The sequence below is a fragment of the Bacillus tuaregi genome (assembly GCF_900104575.1).
Taxonomy (GTDB): Bacteria; Bacillota; Bacilli; order Bacillales; family Cytobacillaceae; genus Bacillus_BD; species Bacillus_BD tuaregi.
Genome location: NZ_LT629731.1, coordinates 3,340,084 through 3,362,131, shown reverse-complemented (window position 1 = coordinate 3,362,131; position 22,048 = coordinate 3,340,084). Strand labels below are relative to the sequence as shown.

The window sequence follows — 22,048 nt, the reverse complement described above, 5'->3', positions numbered from 1 at the left end:
ATTAGTTAGGTAATTGTTTGTCTAGAGTATTAGTGATACGATGAACTTGTATCTCTCCATTTTAAGATAAAGGTAAGGTGAAACAATGCTAAAACAAAGCCTCATTTTAGCCTCAGCATCTCCTCGACGGAAAGAACTACTTGAAAATCTCCAATTAACCTTTCACACAGTTGCGAGCGATGTGGATGAGCATTATGATCCGGAATCGAGTCCGGAAGAGATTGTCATGGAATTGGCTTATCGAAAAGCAAAGGCCGTAGCGGATGGGCATCCCGATTCATTTGTGATTGGATCAGATACGGTCGTTGTAAGAGACGAAACCATCCTCGGAAAACCAGAAAACCGTGAGGATGCCTTTTCGATGCTGAAAAGTCTTTCAGGCAGATGCCACTCGGTTTATACGGGTGTGGCGATTGTATCGCAGTCAAACGAAGTAAAGTTTTTCGAAAAAACAGAGGTTGAATTTTGGGAGCTATCGGATGATGAAATTAATGATTACCTTGATACAGGGGAACCGTTTGATAAGGCAGGTGCCTATGGAATTCAAGGCTTTGGCCGCCTTCTTGTCAAAAAAATATCAGGCGATTATTTTTCTGTTGTCGGTCTCCCGGTTGCTCGGACAATTAGAGAATTAAAAAAAGCCGGGTATCGCAGCTAAGCTCTTCATACTCCCAGATTTGATTGAGAAAGGGAGAACAATATGCAAACCGAAACCTTAATGATTCGTGATTATCCAAAGGATGAACGACCGCGTGAACGCTTTATTCAATATGGACCAGAAAGCCTGTCCAATCAGGAGCTGCTTGCCTTAATGCTTAGGACGGGCACGAAGGAAGAATCCGTTCTTCAGCTGGCAAACCGCCTCCTTACTCATTTTGAGGGATTACGGCTTTTAAAGGATGCAACATTAGATGAAATTACCTCGATTAAAGGGATTGGTATGGCAAAAGCTATACAAGTATTGGCGGCTGTAGAAATCGGAAGAAGAGTCTCGAATCTGCAGCATGATGACCGCTATGTGATTCGTTCACCTGAGGACGGTGCCAAATATGTGATGAATGATATGAGATTCCTCTCTCAAGAGCATTTCGTTACGTTATACTTAAATACCAAAAACCAAGTTCTCCACAAAAAAACCATCTTTATCGGCAGCTTAAACGCATCGATCGTACATCCGCGCGAGATTTATAAAGAAGCCCTGCGTCGTTCGGCTGCATCCATAGTTTGTGTGCATAATCATCCATCTGGAGTGCGCCTGCAAGGTGCGTCATTTTAGTGTTTTCTTAGGAAAACTAGAACTCCTTACAATGTTCTATGGTCAGCATCTTACCTAGAGGGGAAACCTATAGAGGGAACAGAGCATGATGTGAAAAGGAGAAAAGACGACAAAGCTATCTAACGTCGAGTCAGTTCTTCAGACCAAGTGATGTACGGTAAAAGCTATACTGCTTGAATCCTAGACGAATGAGCGATGGGTGCGCCATTGTCTACGATAGCTAACAGGCAATGAGGATAAAATGGGGGACGTATCGCCGGACCGTCCGTTGGAAATCATCGCTTTCCTGCCCATAGTAAGGTTTGTCCTTCAATCCTCCACTAGAGGAAACCGTCGAAAGGGATACCTAACCATCACATATCTAAAATGATGTCATAATGCAGGGATTACCTAAGTGCAAGTGCCAATTGGCTATTAGACTCAAGGTTTTGAAAATTGCATAGGGTAACGGAGTCTCCATACTACCCAACGTTTGCTTGTAATGAGTTTAGCAGGGGGAAGGGAGACAGGTTGATGTTAACGTTAACTAGAAAGGCGTCATGAATTATGGCAAAGAATCCATTTCGACAGTTAGACGTTATAAGGAATACTTCTCAAAAAGGAAACAGGATTACAGATTGTTATCGTCTTATGTATAACAAAGAGCTGTGGATTAAAGCCTATGCAAAACTATATCCAAATGCAGGGAATCTAACAAAGGGTACAACTAATGTAACAATAGATGGTTTCAGTTTACAGAAAATAGATGACATCATAGAGCAATTAAAAGCTGGAACATTTCGCTTTGCACCTGTAAGAAGGGTTTATGTCCCAAAATCAAATGAAAAAAGGAGACCTTTAGGAGTTTCTAATTTTGAAGAAAAGATGGTACAGGAAGTTATGAGAATAATACTAGATAATGTATATGAACCAATATTCTCAGATAACTCCCATGGGTTTAGAGACGGAAGAGGCTGTCACACAGCTCTATCTCAAATCAAAAACACTTGGAAAGGCTTAACATGGTGTATTGAAGGAGACATCAAAGGCTTCTTCGACCATATTGACCATTCTGTATTAATCAATTTAATTTCAAAGAAAATTCATGACCATCGTTTCCTGCTTCTCATTCACAATGCGCTTACTTGTGGTGTCATGGAAAATTGGACTTATTATAAAACCTACAGCGGTACGCCACAGGGCGGGATTATCTCACCTTTGCTTGCTAATATCTATCTCCATGAGTTTGACGTATTTATGGAAAAACAAATGGACAAATTCGATAGAGGAAAAATTGGGATCCCATCTGTGGACCTTATGGACAGAAATGATCAAAGAATGAAATTTGTTCGGTATGCTGATGATTTTGTTATAGGGATTGCAGGCTCCAAAAAAGATGCATTAAGGATAAAGGAAATGATAAAAACTTTTCTTGAAAAGGAACTTCAGCTTGACTTAAATGAAGAAAAAACGCTCATTACTCATTTGGAACAGCCAATTCCCTTTCTTGGGTATGAGTTTCATACATGGAATCAGGCTAAGGTCAAACGGGTCACATATAAAAACCAAAAGCATCCACTGAAAAAGCGAACACTCTCAGGTGCAATTAAGTTAGAAATTCCTGATAAGAAAATTAAAGAATTTGCGCTAAAAAATGGGTATGGTAACCTGGAGAATTTCAAAATAATCCACAAAGCAAAACTAATTAACAATTCGGAGCTAGAAATTCTGTATACCTATAACGCTGAGCTAAGGGGAATGGCAAACTATTACAAGCTGGCGAATAACTATCACCATCTAGACAAGTTATTCTATCTGGCAGAAAGTAGTTTTATCAAAACCATCGCTAATAAACGCAGAAGTACCTCAAAGAAGGTTGCATCAAGCATGAGGACCCACAAACAGGGAGTCTTAAGCATTATTAGGAAGGATAAACATGGCAATGAAAGAATTCATCAGCTTGTAAAGCTTAAAGACCTTCCTAAACATAAGGGTGCAATTAAAGCAGATTCGCCTGAAATAGACCAGCTAGTTAATACATTGGAATATTCAGGAAAAATTGGATTTGAACAGCGTTTATTAGCAAATAAATGTGAAGCGTGAGGTACAACATAAGGTCAGATGGAGGTTCATCATGACCACCACGAGAAGGAAATTCCGATTAGTCAACTGGCGAGCCGTATACGCTGAAAGGTGTACGTACGGTTCTGAGGGGGGAGTTGTGAAACCTACTTTGGAGACAAAGTAAGGCGCATGATTCCTACCCTACGACCCGACTCCAAGTCGTGAGGATATTGATGTGACGCGGCGCATTGCCGAATGTGGCAAGATTCTTGGCATCGACCTTCTTGACCACCTCATAATCGGCGAAAATAAATTTGTCTCTTTAAAGGAGAAAGGGTACTTATAAGACTAGGATTTTATCGGGTGTTAGGATATAATATAGTTTGTGATTTTTTGACGAATTTTCACGAAGATTTTGAATGAAAATGATGATTTTTGGATAAATATTCAGTACATTGTACTGGAAATAAGCAATAATAAAATAGTAAGTGAAACTTTTATCAATGGGTCAGTACTGACAATAAATAACATAAAGGACCTTACCTTGAAAGTTTGCATTTAGTTTTAGAAAGGGAGATACAATCATGTTTGGAATTGGGACAAGGGATCTTGGGATCGATCTCGGTACTGCAAATACGCTCGTTTATGTAAAGGGAAAAGGGGTAGTTGTCAGAGAGCCTTCTGTTGTAGCTTTACAAACAGATACAAAAAGCATTGTAGCGGTTGGAAATGATGCGAAAAATATGATCGGCAGAACGCCGGGAAACGTGGTAGCTCTTCGTCCGATGAAGGATGGAGTCATTGCTGACTATGAAACAACGGCAGTCATGATGAAATATTATATAAAAGAAGCGTTGAAAACAAAGAGTGTTTTTTCAGGTAAGCCATATGTGATGGTATGTGTTCCCTCCGGCATTACGGCGGTTGAGGAGAGAGCGGTTATTGATGCCACTCGACAGGCAGGTGCTCGCGATGCCTATACAATCGAGGAGCCGTTTGCTGCTGCGATTGGAGCAAACTTGCCGGTTTGGGAGCCAACTGGAAGCATGGTCGTGGATATCGGCGGAGGTACGACCGAAGTAGCGATTATTTCGCTTGGCGGGATTGTAACAAGTCAATCGATCCGTATCGCGGGCGATGAAATGGACGACGCCATCGTGAATTACATTCGTAAAACGTATAATCTGATGATTGGTGACCGTACATCTGAGGCGATTAAAATGGAAATCGGCTCTGCAGGTGATGCGGAGGGGATTGACAATATGGAAATCCGCGGTCGTGACCTTTTGACAGGTCTGCCAAAAACAATTGAAATCACGGCAAAGGAAATTGCTACAGCTCTAAGGGACACCGTTGATGCGATTGTGGACGCGGTGAAGGTAACGCTGGAGAAAACACCACCGGAGCTTGCTGCTGACATTATGGACAGAGGAATTGTATTAACTGGCGGTGGAGCCCTGCTACGCAATTTGGATAAAGTAATCAGTGAAGAAACCAAAATGCCTGTCTTAATTGCTGAGAATCCATTGGATTGTGTTGCCATTGGAACGGGCAAGGCTCTTGACCATATTCATTTATTTAAAAACAAAGCGCGAGATTCTCGCTAACATAATTAGAGGTGTTCTAAATGCCACAGTTCTTTTTGAACAAACGCCTGATTATTTTGCTTGTTAGCATTATCATTCTCGTGGCATTAATAGGGTTTTCACTAAAGGAACGTGACGAGTTAACCTGGCCGGAGCAGTTTATTAAAGACACAACCGGCTGGGTTCAAACCCTTGTGTCGAGACCGGCTCATTATTTTGCCGGTTTTTTTGAAAATGTAAAGGACTTGCAAAATACATACGAAGAAAACAAACAATTAAAATCACGCTTAAATGAACTGGCACAGCTGAAGGCGGAGGTCCAGAGCTTATCGGAAGAAAATACGGAACTGAGAGATATTCTGGATAAGCAGGAATCGTTAAGTGATTATGAGCCGATGCAGGCAACCGTCATCGGTCGGAATCCCGATCGTTGGAATGAGCTGCTAATTATTAATAAGGGCTCAACAGATGGTGTGAAGAAGAATATGTCTGTGATCACATCAACCGGACTGATTGGAAAAGTAAAAAACAGCCGGCAATTCACTTCAACCGTCCAGCTGTTAAGCTCTAATGATTCATCCAATCGTGTTTCGGCAGAAATAGTCGGAGATGAAACGTACTACGGTCAAATTGAAGGCTTTGATAGGGAAAAGGAATTGCTTCTCTTAAAAAGAATTCCCTATGAGGCAAAGATAGAAAAAGGACAAATTGTCCAAACCTCAGGAATGGGCGGCGTGTTTCCATCACAGCTTGTGATTGGTACAGTGGAAGAGGTTGTTCCGGATGAATTCGGCTTAACGCAAATGGCGTATGTCAAGCCGGGAGCCAATTTCTATGATATCGAGCATGTTATGGTAGTGAAACGGGGAATGACCCAGCCGGAGCTGAGTGATATGATGGACGAGGAGGAGAAAAAGTGAGAAAGGTTTTTCTCCCCTTGATTATTAGTCTCTGTTTTCTTTTTGAAAGCATCTTTGTTGAGCTAATGACAGTAGAAGCATTCGTGACGAAAAGAATTGTTGTGCCACATTTTTTAATCGTGGCGATTATTTTTACCATCATCTATGGAAATCGAAAACATGGTCTCATGTATGGATTTATCTTTGGTCTGTTATTTGATGTGGTCTATACTGAAATTATTGGGATTTACTTGTTTATGCTCCCACTTGTTGCGTATATTGCCTCCAAGATTATGAAGGTGCTTCAAACGAATGTAGTGATTGTAAGTTTTGTTGCTCTATTAGGGGTTGCCCTACTAGAATTAGGAGTATATGAAATGAATTTTATCATTGACAGGACCAATATGGTATTTTCTCGTTTTGTTGAAATCAGACTGCTGCCAACATTAATCTTAAATCTTATTTTTACCGTACTGATTGCTTTTCCATTGAAAAAATTCCTGGAGAGCTATGCGGAAGCATTGAGAAACGATTAAAGCGCACTGCTTTAGTCGTTTACCTTTTTTTACCAATCTTTCTTTGTCACGATGGCGAATTTCATTTGGTCTTGTTAAAATAGCTTTTTGTTATTTTGAAAAAGGAGATTTTACGATTTTTGTCGAAGTATTAAAACAGTTTTTATTTACTAGGTAATCATACTTATTTATAAAAGAAAACTAAATGGTGTGTATTTATCAATAAATTGAACTAAACATCCATTTTTATATAAATTCTCTTAATCTATTAATCTGACAGTGCTCTAGTTGAGGTGACCATCTTTACATGAAAAAAATCCAAAATGTAACCATAAAAGGTACAAAAGAAGGGCTCACTCTTCATTTGAACGACAGCTGTTCTTTTGAAGAACTAAAAAAAGAGCTACAGTGGAAATTATCGGAAACTTCCCGCTTACAGGATGGCAATCAGCTAATCACAGTAAAAGTCCAAGTGGGTAATCGTTATTTATCGGAACAGCAGGCAGAAGAGCTAGAAGAATTGATTAGCCGAAAGAAGAATCTTGTTGTTGATTCGATTACTTCTAATGTTATGACAAAAGAAGAAGTAGAGAAAATGAAGCAGGAGCAGGAAATTGTTTCTGTCACAAGAATCGTTCGTTCCGGTCAAGTGTTAAAGGTACCGGGAGATTTATTATTGATTGGTGATGTCAATCCAGGTGGAACCGTCATTGCCGGTGGAAATATTTTTATTATGGGTGTATTAAAGGGGATTGCCCATGCAGGCTGCTTCGGCAATATGGAAGCCATTATTGCTGCTTCCGTTATGAAACCGTCTCAGCTCCGAATCAGTAAACATATTAACCGGGCACCCGATCATTATGATGAAGAGGAAATAAGAGAAATGGAATGTGCTTATGTGAATGAAGATGAGCAAATCATGATTGATAAATTACAGGTATTAATGCATATTCGACCGAATTTAACAAGATTAGAAAGGGGAAGGTAGGATGGGAGAAGCAATCGTTATTACATCAGGAAAAGGCGGAGTTGGAAAAACGACCACTTCTGCAAATATAGGCACTGCTTTGGCTCTTCAAGGGAAGCGTGTATGTTTAGTTGACACAGATATCGGTCTCCGTAACCTTGATGTGGTCATGGGTCTTGAAAATAGAATCATCTATGATCTCGTCGATGTGATTGAGGGAAGATGTAAAATTCATCAGGCGCTTGTAAAGGATAAACGATTTGAGGATCTTCTTTACCTTCTTCCGGCTGCCCAAACCAGCGATAAAACGGCTGTGACACCGGAGCAAATGAAGGAATTAATTGATGGCTTGAAGCAGGATTATGATTATGTCATTATTGATTGTCCTGCAGGAATTGAGCAAGGCTATAAAAATGCGGTAGCAGGTGCGGATAAAGCGATCGTCGTAACCAATCCGGAAGTATCCTCTGTTCGGGACGCAGACCGGATTATTGGCTTGCTTGAGAAGGAGGAAGGCGTAGAGGCGCCTCGCCTGATTATTAACCGTATCCGTAATCACATGATGAAAAGCGGTGACACGCTTGATGTAGATGAAGTAACCAATCATCTCTCAATCGAACTAATTGGAATTGTCGCTGATGATGATGAAGTGATTAAAGCCTCTAACAGCGGTGAGCCGATTGTGTTAAATCCAAATAGCCGAGCAAGTATTGCCTATCGTAATATTGCGAGAAGGATATTAGGTGAATCCATCCCGCTGCAAACGTTAGAGCCAGAAAGTACTGGTGTATTTAAAAAACTAAAGAAATTTTTTGGTGTGAAATAAATGAAACCGGAGAAAATCTCCGGTTTTTTATTTTTTTCAGACGAATAGTGCCCTTCCAGCTATGTCCTCGGTTCCTTTTGGACAGTCGTCATATTTTACAGAGTCCGTTCATAGACTTGTACTACAAAACGTCTTTAAAGGAATGGTGGGGGAATCATGCGTTCAAGAAGTGATGACATTCGAAGACGGATCGAGAAAAGAAAGAAACAACGGGAGCGTCTGACGCGGGAGCTGGAAACAAAGCTGCCCTGGACCGAGGATGAAGAACGCTACGGCTTTGATAAAATGACCTCATATGAAAGCGGCCCTGTTGACGAAGAAAATCATCCGCTTTTTCGGAAAGAAGTATTTATTTTTAAAATATTAGCCTCTGCATGCTTAGTTCTGGTTATTGCGATTCTATTTCGTAGTCAAAGCCCTGCATTCGATCCTGCCAGAGAGTTTGTCTCTAAATCGATGAATGAGGAATTCCAATTTGCAGCCGTTTCAAGCTGGTATGAGGACACGTTTGGCAAGCCTCTGGCCCTGCTGCCAACCACTGAACAAAAAAGTGAAGAGAATCATCCTTCTGATACGAAACCACAATACGCCCTGCCAGCCTCAGGGAAAATACTGGAGGATTTTGGTGAGAATGGGCAGCGGATTACCATCGAAACCGGTCAAGGGGCAGCAGTAGAGGCGATGAATGAAGGACTTGTTCGTTTTATCGGTGAGCAGGAGGGCTTTGGCCAAACCGTTGTCATACAGCATGCTGATAAAAGCGAATCCTGGTATGGGAATTTGAGTGAGGTTGATGTGACATTATATGAATACATTGAAAAAGGGACAAAGGTTGGAAAGGCCACAGATTATAGTGATGGAACAAAGGGCTCTTTTTATTTTGCCATTAAAGAGGGTGAAGACTTTGTTGACCCGATACAGGTGATACAATTTGATTAAGATGCTTACGATATTAAGATTTGTTCACATTCATCCCTTGCTATGGATTGTGATGGCATTATCGATTATGACGGCTCATTTTATTGAACTGTCCCTTTTTTTGTTTATCGTGATGATGCATGAGCTGGGGCACGCCTTAGCGGCAGCTTTTTTCTCCTGGCGAATTAAAAGAATATCACTTTTACCCTTTGGTGGGGTGGCGGAGGTCGATGAACACGGCAACAGACCGTTAAAGGAGGAAGCGCTCGTTACCCTGGCAGGTCCCCTGCAGCATTTATGGATGATAGGCTTGGCGTTTATCCTCTATCAATTCTCATGGCTGCCTGAGCATTATTATCAGACCTTTGTAGACTTTAACATGATGGTACTATTGTTTAATTTATTGCCGATTTGGCCTCTTGATGGCGGTAAGCTCGTCTATCTATGGCGATCTCAAAAGGCATCCTTTCCGATTGCACATCATCAAACGGTCATCATTTCCATGGTTAGCTTACTGCTCTTCTTTCTGCTTATTCTGTTTGTTCAGCCGTTTAACTTGAATTTATGGATTGTCATGGGCTTTTTAAGCTTCTCGCTTTTTTATGAATGGAAACAGCGACGGTATGTCTTTGTCCGCTTTCTACTTGAACGCTATTATGGCAATAAAATGGAGTTTAAATCATTGAAGCATATTTATGTTCATGAGGATGAATCTGTTATTCGTGTGCTGGAGCAATTTCAGCGCGGCTGTAAGCATCTCATTGTGATTGAAAAAAAGGATGCAGAAACAGAGCAATTAGATGAGAATGAATTGCTGCATGCCTATTTTACAGAGAAAATGCTTCACGCAAAAATTGGAGAGTTGCTTTATCCCTATTAAATCCCCATAATAATAAAGTGAGACGAGAGTGAATATCCTGATATTCACTCTTTTTTAACTTCATTCAGCAGAAGTCCTCCGATTCTACAAGTGGGGGATGAATGCAAATGGTCCTTCGATTCAGTGGGGGTTCAAACTCCGGCTGAATGAAGTTTAGCCTCCGGCGGATGTCACGGATTTTTTAGGGGTAATTTATCGAGCGAGCTCGATAAAAATCCGGACGCAAATTCGGCGGGGCGAATTTGATGTTGAAAAAGTGAGGAACGGAATTTGAAGAAATTAGTGGTTAATTATTTAACGAGTGAAAAACGCTTTGCACTCTTAGAACATAAAAAAGTTGAAAAGCTATTCATTAAACAGCCAGAGCACAACTCCCTTGTTGGAAACATCTATATCGGGACAGTAACGAAGGTCCTCCCCGGCATGAATGCAGCCTTTGTTGAGATCGGAGAAGGGAAAAATGGCTTTATCTACCGCAATAAATTACCTTCCTTCGTGCTGTCAGGTGAAGAAAAGAGTGTAAAGGAGAAGAAGAGTATTTCGTCGTTCGTACATCAGGGGGAAAGGCTGATGGTACAGGTGGACAAGGATGCTACCGGTACAAAGGGTCCAAGGTTAAATGCCGTCATTGAGCTGTCCGGCTCCGCGATTATTTATATGCCGAAGGGAAAATATATAGCTGTTTCGAAAAAAGTAGAGCAGACGGAAGACAGAGAAAAAATCCGGGAATTCGGCTATGAACTGAAGGAAGAGGATGAAGGGATTATTTTTCGTACCGCAAGCCTGACTGCTGCTGAAGCGGACATCCGAACAGAGCTTGCTGAGCTTAGGGAGACCTTCCATGAGCTTGAAGTCCAGGCAAAAGCAATGAAAAAGCCGGGATTATTACTGGAGCAGGATCATTTCCTGCAAGAAATGATAAATGAGCTCCAACCGATTGCCGAGGAAGTCGAGGTAATTGCCGATGACCGTCATATTGCTTCACAGCTGAAAAAACAGTATCCACAGCTCCCGGTCTCCTTACATACTGAGAAGGAAAATATCTTCTCTTTTTATCATTTAGAAGGAGAAATTGAGAAATTATTAAAGCGGATTGTCTGGCTTGATAACGGAGCCTATCTAGTGTTTGATGAGGTAGAAGCCTTAACGATTATTGATGTGAATACCGGTAAGTTTTCAGGCAGGCATGATTTAGCAGATACGGTCCTAAAAACCAATTTGCTGGCAGCGGAGGAAGCTGCGAGGCAGATTCGCCTTCGGGATATTGGCGGGATGATCCTGATTGATTTCATCGATATGAAAACGGAGCAGGAACGGAGACAGGTTATAGATAGGATGAAGCGGGAATGTCAAAAGGATGGCCGGCGGACAGAGCTATTCGGCTTTACTCAGCTTGGTATATTACAATTGACGAGAAAGAAAACGAAGGTTTCTCTATCGGAGAGCCTGATGGAAAGATGCCCCCAATGTGACGGCACGGGAAAAATTCCTAGTGCGGAAACGATTGCCTTTCGACTAGAAAGAGAGCTTTATGAATACCGCTTTCAGGATTTAGAAGAAGTGAGGATTGAATTAACGGAAGATGTGAAAAAGGTGTTTTGTGGGGAACAGCATGTTCATCAAAACAGGCTGGAGGACATATTGAAATTCTCATTACAGTTTGATGTCCAGACAGCTCATCGACCTTTCTATCACATTGCGAAAATACGTTAATGAAAGAGACGGAGCTCTGCTTGAAGAGGTTAAAAGGATTGATGAATTTTTTACTGCCATAATGTACCACTGAAAATAACTCGTCAGATACACGCTATTCGCTAAATCTATATTGACATTATCTTTCCCTATATGATACTATTTTCATGTTATGTTTGTAGCACCCGTGCTACAACCGCTCGGAACAGGTATTAAGAGTTTGTTATTTTAGCAAATCACCTGTGAATGGCGAGTCTGAGTTTATAAGGAGGTGCAGTTATGTACGCAATTATCGAAACAGGCGGTAAGCAAATCAAAGTAGAAGAAGGTCAAGCTATCTACATTGAAAAGCTAAACGCAGAAGCAGGCGAAACAGTTACATTTGATAAGGTTCTTTTCGTTGGTGGTGAAAACGTAAAGGTAGGAAGCCCAGTTGTTGAGGGAGCTACTGTTACAGCTAAAGTTGAAAAGCAAGGTCGCGCAAAGAAGATCATTGTTTTCAAATATAAAGCAAAGAAAAACTACCGCAAGAAGCAAGGTCATCGTCAGCCATACACAAAAGTTGTTGTTGAAAAAATCAACGCGTAAGGTTCTAACCGATGATTAATATTACGATTAATCGTAACGAAACCGAGTTGATTCAATCGTTTACTATGACGGGACATGCATTATTTGCCCAGCATGGTCAAGATATTGTCTGTGCAGGAGCCTCTGCAGTCTCCTTTGGAGCGATTAATGCTGTTCATGAGTTAACGGGAGTTATCCCTCATATCGAGCAAGGTGAAGATGGATTTTTATGCTGTACGGTCCCGGAAAATATTCCAGATTCAGTTCAGGAGAAAATTCAGCTGATCCTCGAAACGATGGTGATTTCCTTACAAACGATTGAAGAACAATACGGAGAACACATAAAAATAACCTTCAAAAAGTAGGAGGTGGAATACCATGTTATTGAAATTAGATCTTCAGTTTTTCGCTTCTAAAAAAGGAGTAGGTTCAACTAAGAACGGTCGTGACTCAATCTCGAAGCGTCTAGGCGCTAAGCGTGCGGATGGTCAATTCGTAACTGGCGGAAGCATTCTTTACCGTCAGCGCGGAACTAAAATCTATCCAGGAGTAAACGTTGGCCGCGGCGGTGACGATACTCTATTCGCAAAAGTTGACGGTGTTGTTAAATTTGAGCGTGTAGGTCGTGATCGTAAACAAGTGAGCGTATACCCTGCAGCACAAGAAGCATAAAGTATTGGAAAACTCTAACTGTTATGGTTAGAGTTTTCTTTATGTTGCGGGGAAAATACTATAAACGGACCTAAGTTTCTTCTTTTTTCCTTTTTATTGCTTACTCTACCTCACTTTTTTGATATACTAGCAAAAAGCAGTCTTCTGACACTAAATAAATGTGTAGGGGTATTATAGATGATGAAAAAAGAATGGAACACGGTAGATGTGCTTCGTCATGTGCGGCATGACTGGTTAAATAAGCTGCAATTAATTAAGGGAAATCTTGATTTAAATAAAATAGACCGCGTCAAAGAAATCATTGGGGAAATTGTCATTGAGGCACAGCATGAAACCAAGCTATCGAATTTGAACCTGCCTAATTTTACAGCATTGCTACTTTTACATAATTGGGAAACGCAATCCTTTAAGCTAGAATTTGAAGTCATTGATGATCATAAGCTAGGAAAGCTTGATGATGATGAGCTGACTGCCTGGATTAGGACGTTCTTTACGCTCCTGAATGAAAGTATAAAAAGCTATTATGATAATCATTTAATCCTAACAATTGAACAACAGCAGAAGGGGCTTCGTTTCTTTTTTGATTTTTGTGGAATAATAGAGAATAAAGAATCACTAGAGCCATTTTTACATAATACTTCTTTTGGAATGGATGTTAAACAGTTTGAGATGAATGAACGGGAATTTACACTTGAGTTGATGATTCCCTATAAGTGAGCACATGTTCCAAAATATTGTTTGGAGGAAATGAATTATGTTTGTCGATCGAGTCAAAGTGTATGTGAAGGGCGGAGACGGCGGTAACGGTATGGTCGCATTCCGTCGTGAAAAATATGTGCCAAAGGGCGGTCCTGCAGGCGGGGATGGCGGAAAGGGCGCAGACGTTGTATTTGAAGTTGAGGAAGGTCTTCGAACCTTAATGGATTTTCGCTATCAGCGTCATTTCAAGGCACAGCGTGGAGAGCATGGCATGTCTAAAAATCAACATGGCCGTGGTGCGAAGGATATGATCGTAAAGGTCCCGCCTGGTACAGTGGTAACGGATGCTGACACAGGTGCTGTGATTGCCGATTTAACCGAGCATGGTCAGCGTGCGGTGATTGCCAAAGGTGGTCGAGGCGGCAGAGGAAATTCGCGCTTTGCTACACCTGCAAACCCAGCTCCTGAGCTTTCAGAGCATGGTGAACCGGGACAGGAAAGAGATATTGTTCTTGAATTAAAGCTGTTGGCAGATGTTGGACTTGTTGGTTTCCCGAGTGTTGGTAAATCAACTTTATTGTCTGTTGTATCATCAGCTAAGCCGAAAATAGCTGATTATCACTTTACAACCCTTGTTCCCAATTTAGGAATGGTTGAAACTGAGGATAACCGTAGCTTTGTTATGGCAGATTTGCCTGGTCTTATTGAAGGAGCCCATTCAGGGGTTGGGTTAGGCCATCAATTTTTACGTCATATTGAGCGAACAAGAGTAATCGTTCATGTGATTGATATGGCAGCAACGGAAGGTCGCGATCCTTATGAGGATTATCTGACGATTAATAAAGAATTAGAGCAATATAATCTACGTTTAATGGAAAGACCACAGATTATCGTTGCGAACAAAATGGATATGCCGGAAGCGGAAGAGCAGTTAGCGAAGTTTAAAGAGAAGCTTCAGGAGGATTATCCAATTTTTCCAATTTCAGCGATAACTAGAAAGGGTCTTAGAGATTTGTTATACGCGATTGCGGATAAGCTCGAGGATACACCAGAATTTCCACTTCAGGCTGAAACTGAGGATACGAGTGTACATCATGTTCTCTATAAGCATGAAGGAGAGCAGAAGGAATTTGAAATTACAAGGGATCCGGATGGTAGCTTTGTGCTGTCAGGGGATGCTGTGGAAAAATTATTTAAGATGACTGACTTCTCAAGAGATGAGTCTGTAAAACGGTTTGCTCGTCAGCTTCGTGGTATGGGTGTTGATGAAGCGCTTCGTGAGAAAGGTGCTAAGGACGGAGATACCGTTAGGCTGTTAGAATTTGAGTTTGAGTTTATCGAGTAGGCTTTAGAAAAAAATACCTGTGAAACTAGCGTTGTAAGGAAAACATCGTATAGACGCAAGCCTTGAGAAGGACATAGCTGCTTGCGGATTTGTTTTTGGGGGTAGAGGAATGAGACAGAATAAAACTGATCGAAAGTTTTATTTAGTACGGGAAGATGTGCTGCCTGAAGCCATGAAAAAAACGCTCGAGGCAAAGGAAATGATTGAACGGGGAAAAGCAGAATCGGTCTGGGATGCGGTTCAGCGTGTAGACCTCAGCAGAAGTGCCTTTTATAAATACCGCGACACGGTATTTCCATTTCATACGATTGTAAAGGAGCACTTAATCACGTTATTTTTCTATTTAGAGGATCGTTCAGGGACCCTATCCCATCTTTTAACAACGGTGGCTTCAACGGGCTGCAACGTGCTGACGATACACCAAACTATTCCTCTTCAAGGTAGGGCTAACGTGACTCTATCGATAAATACAGCGCAAATGGAAATAGATATAGAAGAGCTTCTAACAAAGCTGAGACGTCTGGAGTTCGTAGAAAAAGTAGAGGTGCTTGGTTCAGGTGCATAGTAATGCACTTGGAACAGCGCCTTTTTTATATTTTTATCATAGAAAATAATTATTTATTATAGTTGAAAAATGTTGTACAATCATTTTTTTAAATGGTAAAGTATTTGTAAAATACAAAATAGGGAGAATAGTGCAGTGAAAACAGGTTATCTAGGTCCTAGAGCTACATTTACAGATTTGGCCGTACGCGAAATGTTTCCAGAATACGAGTCCGTTGCTTTTACAACTATTCCTGACTGCATCGAAGCAGTCGTGAATGACGAAATAGATATTGCAGTCGTTCCACTTGAAAATGCGTTGGAAGGCTCTGTGAATATTACGCTTGATTATTTAATTCATGAAGTAGATTTACCGATTAGAGGAGAGCTTTCAGCGCCGATTCGTCAGCATTTAATGGTGCATCCTAGCCAGCTAGAAAATTGGAAGAATCTAAAGAAGATTTACAGTCATACACATGCGATTGCCCAATGCCATAAGTTTTTACACCATGAGTTAAAGGGTGTGAGAGCAGAAGGCTATACCTCCACTGCTGGTGCAGCGCAATATGTAGCCGAGCATCCTGATGAGCCGATTGGAGCGATTGCCAATGAACTGGCGGCAAAGGAATATGGCCTCGTGATTGCCAAATATGATATCCATGATTTTGACTTTAACCATACGCGCTTTATCTTCTTGTCAAAGCAGCCAATCAATCTGCCTATCAAACCAAACTATGTTGGCTATAAGACAACGTTAATGGTTACACTGCCGGCAGACCATTCTGGAGCGCTTCATCAGGTCTTATCCGCATTTGCCTGGAGAAAGCTGAACCTAATCAAAATTGAGTCGAGACCAACTAAAACGGGCTTAGGTAATTACTTTTTCATCGTTGATTTAGATACCGCGCTTGATGATGTTTTAATTCCTGGTGCAATTGCGGAAATGGAAGCACTAAACTGTCAAGTAAAGGTTCTAGGCAGCTATCCATATTATCAATTAAAAAAGTAAAATAAAAGAGTCGGACAAGGATTTCCTGTCAGACTCTTTTTTTCGGTTATAGGACCCTTTAGACCGTTGAATCAATTAGAAAATTTGCATCCCTTAATGCCTCTATGGCATCATCTAAAGCTTTTTCAGAGGGAGCGCAAATGGTATGAAGATGGATCCCATTCGTCAGCTCGAGTAAATACGAAGACTGGGTAGATTTAATTTTTTTGATGAATTGCGTTACTTCCTTCCGATTAGACACTAATACAGAAGCCGTTAAATCACCATATACCGGGTGTTCAATCTTGACATCCCTTACGGTTACTCCATGGTCTACACAAATATTTAATTCTTCCTCAGTCCGCTCAGGCGGATGATTACAGGCAATGGTCCGCTCAAACATGGTAGCAGGTGAATTGCTTTTTAAGTATAAATACCCCTGACTAGTTGCCATAATCGGTTCCTTTCTAGCCTTTAAGAGCGAAATATCTCCCACTATCACCTGTCTGCTTACATTTGTTTTAGCGGCTAGCTCACTGCCTGTCATGGGTTCATCACTATCTTTTAAAAGGGATAAGAGCAGTGTGCGCCTTTCCTCTCCGAAAACCTTTTTCTGTTCCTTCATAATCTTACCCCCTTTTGACTTTCATGAATGATGTTAAGCAGCGTCTCGGCGAGCCCCTTAACATCCTGCTCGGTGGTCTGCTGTCCAAAGGAAATACGGATAAATTCCTTACCGATTTTTTCAGGAATATTCATGGCTGTCATGGTTTTGGATGCAGACGTAAGACCTGTTGAGCAGGCGCTACCGGTTGAAATGGCAAAACCGAGTCGATTACATTCAAGCATGACCCATTGCCCCTCTAATCCATTTAAACGGAGACCGAGAGTATGCGGTAGCTGATGTTCTTCACTATTTTCGTACAGTGTTATTCTATCACCTGCTTCAGCTAGAATAGATAACAGAAGCTGGCGATGCTTCTTCATCTGTGTGAACAGCTCTTCTTGTTTTGCTATGCTTTTCTGGGCGGCAACAGTCATAGCGGCAATGGCAGGGACATTAACGGTTCCGGGTCTAAAGCCTTTTTCATGTGTGGCACCCGGATAATGCGGCTTCCAGGCAAGCTTCGGATTAACATAGCCGACTCCAATTCCTTTCGGGCCGTAAAACTTATGGGATGAGAGTGCAAAGCTGTCGACCCATTTGGTTAATTTTTTTAAGTCTATTTTCCCGAATGTATGCACACAGTCACTATGAAATAATAGATTCTGCTCCTGACACCAATTAGCGATTTCTTCAATGGGCTGCAGTGAACCAATTTCAGAATTTCCATGCTGAATAGCGATTAAAACGGTGTCTTCCCTCGTTGCGTTTTTTAATCTATCCATATCAATCTGGCCCTTTTGATTAAATGGCAGAAGGGTGATGTCATAGCCTTGAGAAGCCAGGAGATCTAAAGTGCTTCGAATCGATGAATGCTCGGCCATGCTTGAAATGATATGCTTTCCCTTTTTTTTAGTAGCAGAAAGCAGAGCTTGAATACCAAGAAAGTTACTTTCTGAACCACCACTCGTAAAGAAAATCCCGTCCTTTGGAACACCAAGAATACTGGCAAATTCCTGGCGACAATTTTCGAGGATATCTTTCGCTGTGCAGCCAATATCATGAAGGCTTCCTGTGTTGCCATAATATTCTGTTGCTGCTTGAACATATATATCGGCCGCATCAGCATCGAGCGGAGTCGTAGCTGCATAATCAAAATAAATCATATGTGTTCACCAACTTTTCGGATTTTTGCTAAAAATGATCATGTATTCACAAGAGCTTTGCTTTTATGATAAAGCAAATATTGCAGGATTACCATTTTCTAAATGGAGTGATTTCCGTTGAAATCCATCAATTAAATCTAGTAAACAAGTAGGTATCAAAAGGAAAAATACATGAAATCTAAAGGAATTGAAAGAAAAATAGGAAAAAATACTTGTCATTAGTTTAAATCTATGTAAATATATGTGTCAAGACACCTGTTAACTTAAAAGGAGAAGATGAAGGGCAGATGAAGGGAAAATGCATGCAAATGTAGTGATTATTGGTAGCGGGATAGCGGCTTTACAATTGGCGAAAAAGCTTAGTAGTGACTTACATGTGATTATTATCACAAAAACAGAGGTCACAACGAGTAATTCTTATTTAGCTCAAGGAGGAATTGCTGCTGCCATAGCTGATTATGATCATCCAACTAAACATTATCAGGATACACTAGAAGCTGGACGTTTTCATAACAACCTTGAAGCAGTTTCCTTAATGACAGAAGAGGCGCCGGAATTAATAAATGAACTTCTCCTAGAGGGCTGCTCCTTTGACCGTGATGCATCAGGCCATGTCAAGCTCGGGCTTGAAGGTGCACATAGCGAAAAAAGAATTGTCCATGGCGGAGGAGACGCAACAGGAAAAACCATTATAGACTTTTTGCAGCAACAAATTAACCATATAACCTTGATGGAAAATATGACAGTCTATGAATTAATGATAAGTGATGGTAGATGTATAGGTGTAAAGGCAAAGGAATCCAATGGACGGTCTATTCAAGTGTTTGCAGATCATACAGTCATTGCCACAGGCGGCCTGGGGCAAATTTATAGCTTTACTTCAAATGCTGAAACCGTAACAGGGGATGGTCTTGCCCTTGCGTATCGCGCCGGTGCTCAATTGGCAGACATGGAGTTTGTTCAATTTCATCCTACTCTATTGAATGCAAATGGAAAGGGTGCGGGTCTTGTCTCAGAGGCAGTTAGAGGTGAAGGGGCAAGACTTGTAACAGAGGATGGGACTTACATTATGGAGGGGGTTCATCCTTACAAGGATTTAGCACCAAGACATGTAGTGTCACAAACGATTTTTGATTGGATGAGAAGAGGGCATACGATCTATTTGGATATTTCGACTATTAAACATTTTGAGAGTCATTTTCCAACCGTTGCTTCTATTTGTGAAGAAAATGGCATTCATATTAACAGTGGGAAAATCCCTGTCGTACCGGGCTGTCACTTTTTAATGGGCGGCATTGTGACGAATCTCAATGGACAGACAACCATCCCTAATCTTTATGCGATTGGTGAAGCAGCATGTACTGGTGTGCATGGAGCCAATCGCCTTGCCAGTAATTCGTTACTAGAAGGATTATTCTTTGGCAAGCGCCTGGCAGCTTTTATTAATGAATCACAGGGAGAAGGGAATTTATTTGTTCGAAAAGGTACAAATGAAAGGATAACACCTTCCCGCAGTCTCCTGCCTGATGTTACAAAGCTGAAAAAGAGTATGATGGAGCGTACTGGGATTGTCAGGACAAAGGAAAATCTAAAGCAGCAACTAGATTTTCTTGAGGGCTTTGCGATTGAACAATGGCTTGAAGCTGATTTAGATTCACTATCTACTGAGGAATTAAATCAGGTCTTTATGCTCATCAGCTCATGGCTGGTTACCAAATCAGCTATTACAAGAACGGAAAGCCGTGGTGGCCATCTTCGCTTAGATTATCCAAATGAAGAAAAAGCATGGGAGAAAACACAAATAATACAATATAAAAAGGGTGGTTGCGTTGAACAAGCTGAAATTGCGCTTACAACTTGAACAGTTTTTCATTGAAGATATAGGGGAAGGGGATTTATCGAGCGAATCAATTTTCGGTCCTGAAGAAAGTGGTGAGATTGTTTTTATCGCAAAGGCAAATGGAATCTTTTGTGGTGAGGACGTCATTCGGACAGGGTTTCCTATGCTAGATGCAAATTGTGCTATTGAGCTAAAAGTAAGGGACGGAGAGCGGATTGAAAAGGGGCAAATCTTTGCCAGTGTAAAAGGTAAAGTTGCTAGCCTGCTACAGGGCGAGCGCGTTGTACTGAATCTTGTTCAAAGAATGAGCGGCATTGCAACCCAAACGAATGAGGCAGTCCGTATTTTAAACAGTCAACATACAAAAATTGCTGATACGAGAAAAACAACACCGGGATTACGGATGCTAGAAAAGCATGCCGTTCAGTGCGGCGGCGGTACCAACCACCGTTTTGGCTTATACGACGCAGTGATGATCAAGGATAATCATATTTCCTTTGCAGGTTCGATTACAAAGGCAATTGAAAAAGCCCGGTCCAACATTGGTCATATGGTGAAAATAGAAGTAGAGGTTGAAACAAAAGAACAGCTGTTAGAAGCCGTTGCAGCCAAAGCGGATGTGATTATGTTTGATAACCGCAGTCCCGAGGAAATTAAAGCGTGGATTGGGTTGGTACCAGATGAGATTCGAACCGAAGCATCTGGCGGCATTAATCTGGATAATTTAGCTGAATACAGTGATACAGGTGTAGATGTGATTTCACTTGGTAGTTTAACGCATACTGTGAAGGCTCTTGATATTAGTGTGAGAGTTCATATTGGCTAGAATACTAGTTTGCTAAAGCGATACTTTATAGAAACGATTAAGGGGAGTGGGGAAATGACCATTTTACAGACGATGAATCATACAATGCTACCTGACATATACAAACAAATGTCAACAGAAGAGCTGGAAAATCGTGTGCAGGAGGTAAAGGTGAGATTAGGGAAACGTTTATTTATTCCTGGACATCATTATCAAAAGGATGAGGTCATTCAATTTGCAGATGCAACAGGAGATTCTTTAGTGCTTGCACAGCTGTCAGCTAAGAATAGGGAGGCTGAATTTATTGCCTTTTGCGGTGTTCATTTCATGGCAGAGACCGCTGATATTTTAACAACAGCAGAGCAAAGGGTTTATTTACCTGATATGCGTGCGGGCTGTTCAATGGCAGATATGGCAGACATCTATCAGACAGAAAGAGCATGGGAGGCATTAATGGAAGCTTTCGGTGACACGATTCTTCCATTGACGTATGTGAACTCAACGGCAGCCATTAAAGCGTTTGTCGGTGAGCATGGCGGTGCAACTGTTACTTCCTCGAATGCGGAAAAAATGGTTGCCTGGGCCTTTGAGCAGAAGGAAAGAATCTTATTCCTTCCAGATCAGCATTTGGGACGAAATACAGCCTATAATCTTGGCATTTCCTTAGAAGAAATGGCCGTGTGGAATCCGCAGGAAAATAGACTGGAATATGAGGGGGTGCTTGAAAATATTAAGGTGATTCTATGGAAGGGTCATTGCTCAGTCCATGAAAACTTCACGGTCGCAAACGTCCAAAGTGTTCGAAAGCAGCACCCGGACATGAAAATTATTGTTCACCCGGAATGCTCTCGTGAGGTCGTAGCCCTTAGTGACATGGCTGGTTCAACGAATTATATAATTGATGCAATCAAAAGTGCTGAGCCGGGTTCCGCGTGGGCTATTGGAACTGAGCAGAATTTAGTGAACAGAATCATTCAACAGCATCCGGATAAGCATATTATTTCATTAAACCCATATATGTGTTCCTGCTTAACCATGAACCGAATTGATCTTCCTCATTTGGCATGGTCATTAGAGTCCATTGAAAAGGGAGAATCTGAAAATATCATTAAAGTAGATCAAGATGTAGCAGAAAAAGCAAAATTAGCTCTTGATAGAATGCTGCAAAGATAAAGATGTGAGTAGTGGCAGGGATCGTAAAAGGATATTCGTCCTTT

21 protein-coding genes, 3 pseudogenes and 1 other annotated feature are annotated in these 22,048 nt (G+C 41.3%); of the genes and pseudogenes, 22 read left to right on the top strand and 2 right to left on the bottom strand.

Features of this window, described 5'->3' with window-relative positions; all coding sequences use genetic code 11:
• Positions 1 to 85 precede the first annotated feature (85 nt).
• From BQ5321_RS18615 to pheA, 19 genes and pseudogenes are all read left to right on the top strand, one after another.
• Positions 86 to 658, top strand: a complete 573-nt coding sequence (locus tag BQ5321_RS18615; protein WP_071395914.1) for a Maf family protein — start codon at positions 86 to 88, stop codon at positions 656 to 658.
• A 42-nt stretch (positions 659 to 700) separates the two neighbouring features.
• A pseudogene (radC, locus tag BQ5321_RS18610) lies at positions 701 to 1,249 on the top strand (RadC family protein); the annotation flags it as partial.
• A 573-nt stretch (positions 1,250 to 1,822) separates the two neighbouring features.
• Positions 1,823 to 3,445 (top strand): annotated as a pseudogene (locus BQ5321_RS18605) (reverse transcriptase domain-containing protein).
• A gap of 79 nt (positions 3,446 to 3,524) precedes the next feature.
• A pseudogene (locus BQ5321_RS23820) lies at positions 3,525 to 3,665 on the top strand (JAB domain-containing protein); the annotation flags it as partial.
• A gap of 238 nt (positions 3,666 to 3,903) precedes the next feature.
• A complete protein-coding gene (locus tag BQ5321_RS18600) occupies positions 3,904 to 4,926 on the top strand; it encodes a rod shape-determining protein (protein WP_071395912.1) in 1,023 nt (340 codons plus the stop codon).
• Positions 4,927 to 4,946: 20 nt separating this feature from the next.
• Entirely contained in the window at positions 4,947 to 5,825 is an 879-nt protein-coding gene (gene mreC / locus BQ5321_RS18595; RefSeq protein WP_071395911.1) for a rod shape-determining protein MreC, read from the top strand.
• Positions 5,822 to 6,340, top strand: coding sequence for a rod shape-determining protein MreD (gene mreD / locus BQ5321_RS18590; protein WP_071395910.1), 519 nt, complete (start codon positions 5,822 to 5,824; stop codon positions 6,338 to 6,340). Before mreC ends, mreD begins: the two co-directional genes overlap by 4 nt.
• A gap of 286 nt (positions 6,341 to 6,626) precedes the next feature.
• Positions 6,627 to 7,307 carry a septum site-determining protein MinC gene (minC, locus tag BQ5321_RS18585; protein WP_071395909.1) on the top strand — a complete coding sequence of 227 codons (681 nt, stop codon included), beginning with the start codon at positions 6,627 to 6,629 and terminating at the stop codon, positions 7,305 to 7,307.
• 1 nt (position 7,308) lies between these two features.
• The gene (gene minD / locus BQ5321_RS18580; RefSeq protein WP_071395908.1) at positions 7,309 to 8,112 is read left to right on the top strand and encodes a septum site-determining protein MinD; all 804 of its coding nucleotides are present in this window, start codon (positions 7,309 to 7,311) and stop codon (positions 8,110 to 8,112) included.
• A gap of 156 nt (positions 8,113 to 8,268) precedes the next feature.
• On the top strand, positions 8,269 to 9,051 hold the full coding sequence (locus BQ5321_RS18575) for a M23 family metallopeptidase (RefSeq protein ID WP_071395907.1): 783 nt from the start codon (positions 8,269 to 8,271) through the stop codon (positions 9,049 to 9,051).
• Positions 9,044 to 9,910, top strand: coding sequence for a M50 family metallopeptidase (locus BQ5321_RS18570; protein WP_071395906.1), 867 nt, complete (start codon positions 9,044 to 9,046; stop codon positions 9,908 to 9,910). The genes BQ5321_RS18575 and BQ5321_RS18570 overlap by 8 nt, the downstream gene beginning before the upstream one ends.
• A gap of 270 nt (positions 9,911 to 10,180) precedes the next feature.
• Complete coding sequence (locus tag BQ5321_RS18565; RefSeq protein ID WP_071395905.1) at positions 10,181 to 11,623, top strand: Rne/Rng family ribonuclease; 1,443 nt, start codon at positions 10,181 to 10,183, stop codon at positions 11,621 to 11,623.
• A 163-nt stretch (positions 11,624 to 11,786) separates the two neighbouring features.
• Positions 11,787 to 11,869 (top strand) — a sequence feature (ribosomal protein L21 leader region).
• A gap of 12 nt (positions 11,870 to 11,881) precedes the next feature.
• Positions 11,882 to 12,190 carry a 50S ribosomal protein L21 gene (gene rplU, locus BQ5321_RS18560; protein WP_071395904.1) on the top strand — a complete coding sequence of 103 codons (309 nt, stop codon included), beginning with the start codon at positions 11,882 to 11,884 and terminating at the stop codon, positions 12,188 to 12,190.
• An 11-nt stretch (positions 12,191 to 12,201) separates the two neighbouring features.
• Positions 12,202 to 12,534: a ribosomal-processing cysteine protease Prp gene (locus BQ5321_RS18555; protein ID WP_071395903.1), complete on the top strand. Its 333-nt coding sequence runs from the start codon at positions 12,202 to 12,204 to the stop codon at positions 12,532 to 12,534.
• 13 nt (positions 12,535 to 12,547) lie between these two features.
• Positions 12,548 to 12,841: a 50S ribosomal protein L27 gene (rpmA, locus tag BQ5321_RS18550; RefSeq protein ID WP_071395902.1), complete on the top strand. Its 294-nt coding sequence runs from the start codon at positions 12,548 to 12,550 to the stop codon at positions 12,839 to 12,841.
• A gap of 177 nt (positions 12,842 to 13,018) precedes the next feature.
• Positions 13,019 to 13,558 (top strand): sporulation initiation phosphotransferase B, encoded by a 540-nt coding sequence (locus tag BQ5321_RS18545; RefSeq protein ID WP_234978426.1) that lies wholly within the window; start codon positions 13,019 to 13,021, stop codon positions 13,556 to 13,558.
• Positions 13,559 to 13,595: 37 nt separating this feature from the next.
• Entirely contained in the window at positions 13,596 to 14,885 is a 1,290-nt protein-coding gene (gene obgE / locus BQ5321_RS18540) for a GTPase ObgE (protein WP_071395901.1), read from the top strand.
• 109 nt (positions 14,886 to 14,994) lie between these two features.
• Entirely contained in the window at positions 14,995 to 15,450 is a 456-nt protein-coding gene (locus BQ5321_RS18535) for an ACT domain-containing protein (RefSeq protein WP_071395900.1), read from the top strand.
• A 135-nt stretch (positions 15,451 to 15,585) separates the two neighbouring features.
• Positions 15,586 to 16,437 carry a prephenate dehydratase gene (gene pheA / locus BQ5321_RS18530; RefSeq protein WP_071395899.1) on the top strand — a complete coding sequence of 284 codons (852 nt, stop codon included), beginning with the start codon at positions 15,586 to 15,588 and terminating at the stop codon, positions 16,435 to 16,437.
• A gap of 58 nt (positions 16,438 to 16,495) precedes the next feature.
• On the opposite strand, the gene BQ5321_RS18525 is transcribed toward pheA, so the two are convergent.
• Entirely contained in the window at positions 16,496 to 17,041 is a 546-nt protein-coding gene (locus BQ5321_RS18525; protein WP_071395898.1) for a transcription repressor NadR, read from the bottom strand.
• Positions 17,038 to 18,186: an IscS subfamily cysteine desulfurase gene (locus BQ5321_RS18520; protein ID WP_071395897.1), complete on the bottom strand. Its 1,149-nt coding sequence runs from the start codon at positions 18,184 to 18,186 to the stop codon at positions 17,038 to 17,040. Before BQ5321_RS18520 ends, BQ5321_RS18525 begins: the two co-directional genes overlap by 4 nt.
• 298 nt (positions 18,187 to 18,484) lie before the next feature.
• On the opposite strand from BQ5321_RS18520, the gene nadB reads away from it, so the two are divergent.
• Genes nadB through nadA form a run of 3 tightly spaced genes read left to right on the top strand, consistent with a single transcriptional unit; the run spans position 18,485 to position 22,004 of the window.
• A complete protein-coding gene (nadB, locus tag BQ5321_RS18515) occupies positions 18,485 to 20,047 on the top strand; it encodes an L-aspartate oxidase (protein ID WP_071395896.1) in 1,563 nt (520 codons plus the stop codon).
• Positions 20,016 to 20,852: a carboxylating nicotinate-nucleotide diphosphorylase gene (gene nadC, locus BQ5321_RS18510; protein ID WP_071395895.1), complete on the top strand. Its 837-nt coding sequence runs from the start codon at positions 20,016 to 20,018 to the stop codon at positions 20,850 to 20,852. The genes nadB and nadC overlap by 32 nt, the downstream gene beginning before the upstream one ends.
• Before the next feature lie 54 nt (positions 20,853 to 20,906).
• Positions 20,907 to 22,004 carry a quinolinate synthase NadA gene (gene nadA, locus BQ5321_RS18505; protein ID WP_071395894.1) on the top strand — a complete coding sequence of 366 codons (1,098 nt, stop codon included), beginning with the start codon at positions 20,907 to 20,909 and terminating at the stop codon, positions 22,002 to 22,004.
• Positions 22,005 to 22,048: the final 44 nt, after the last annotated feature.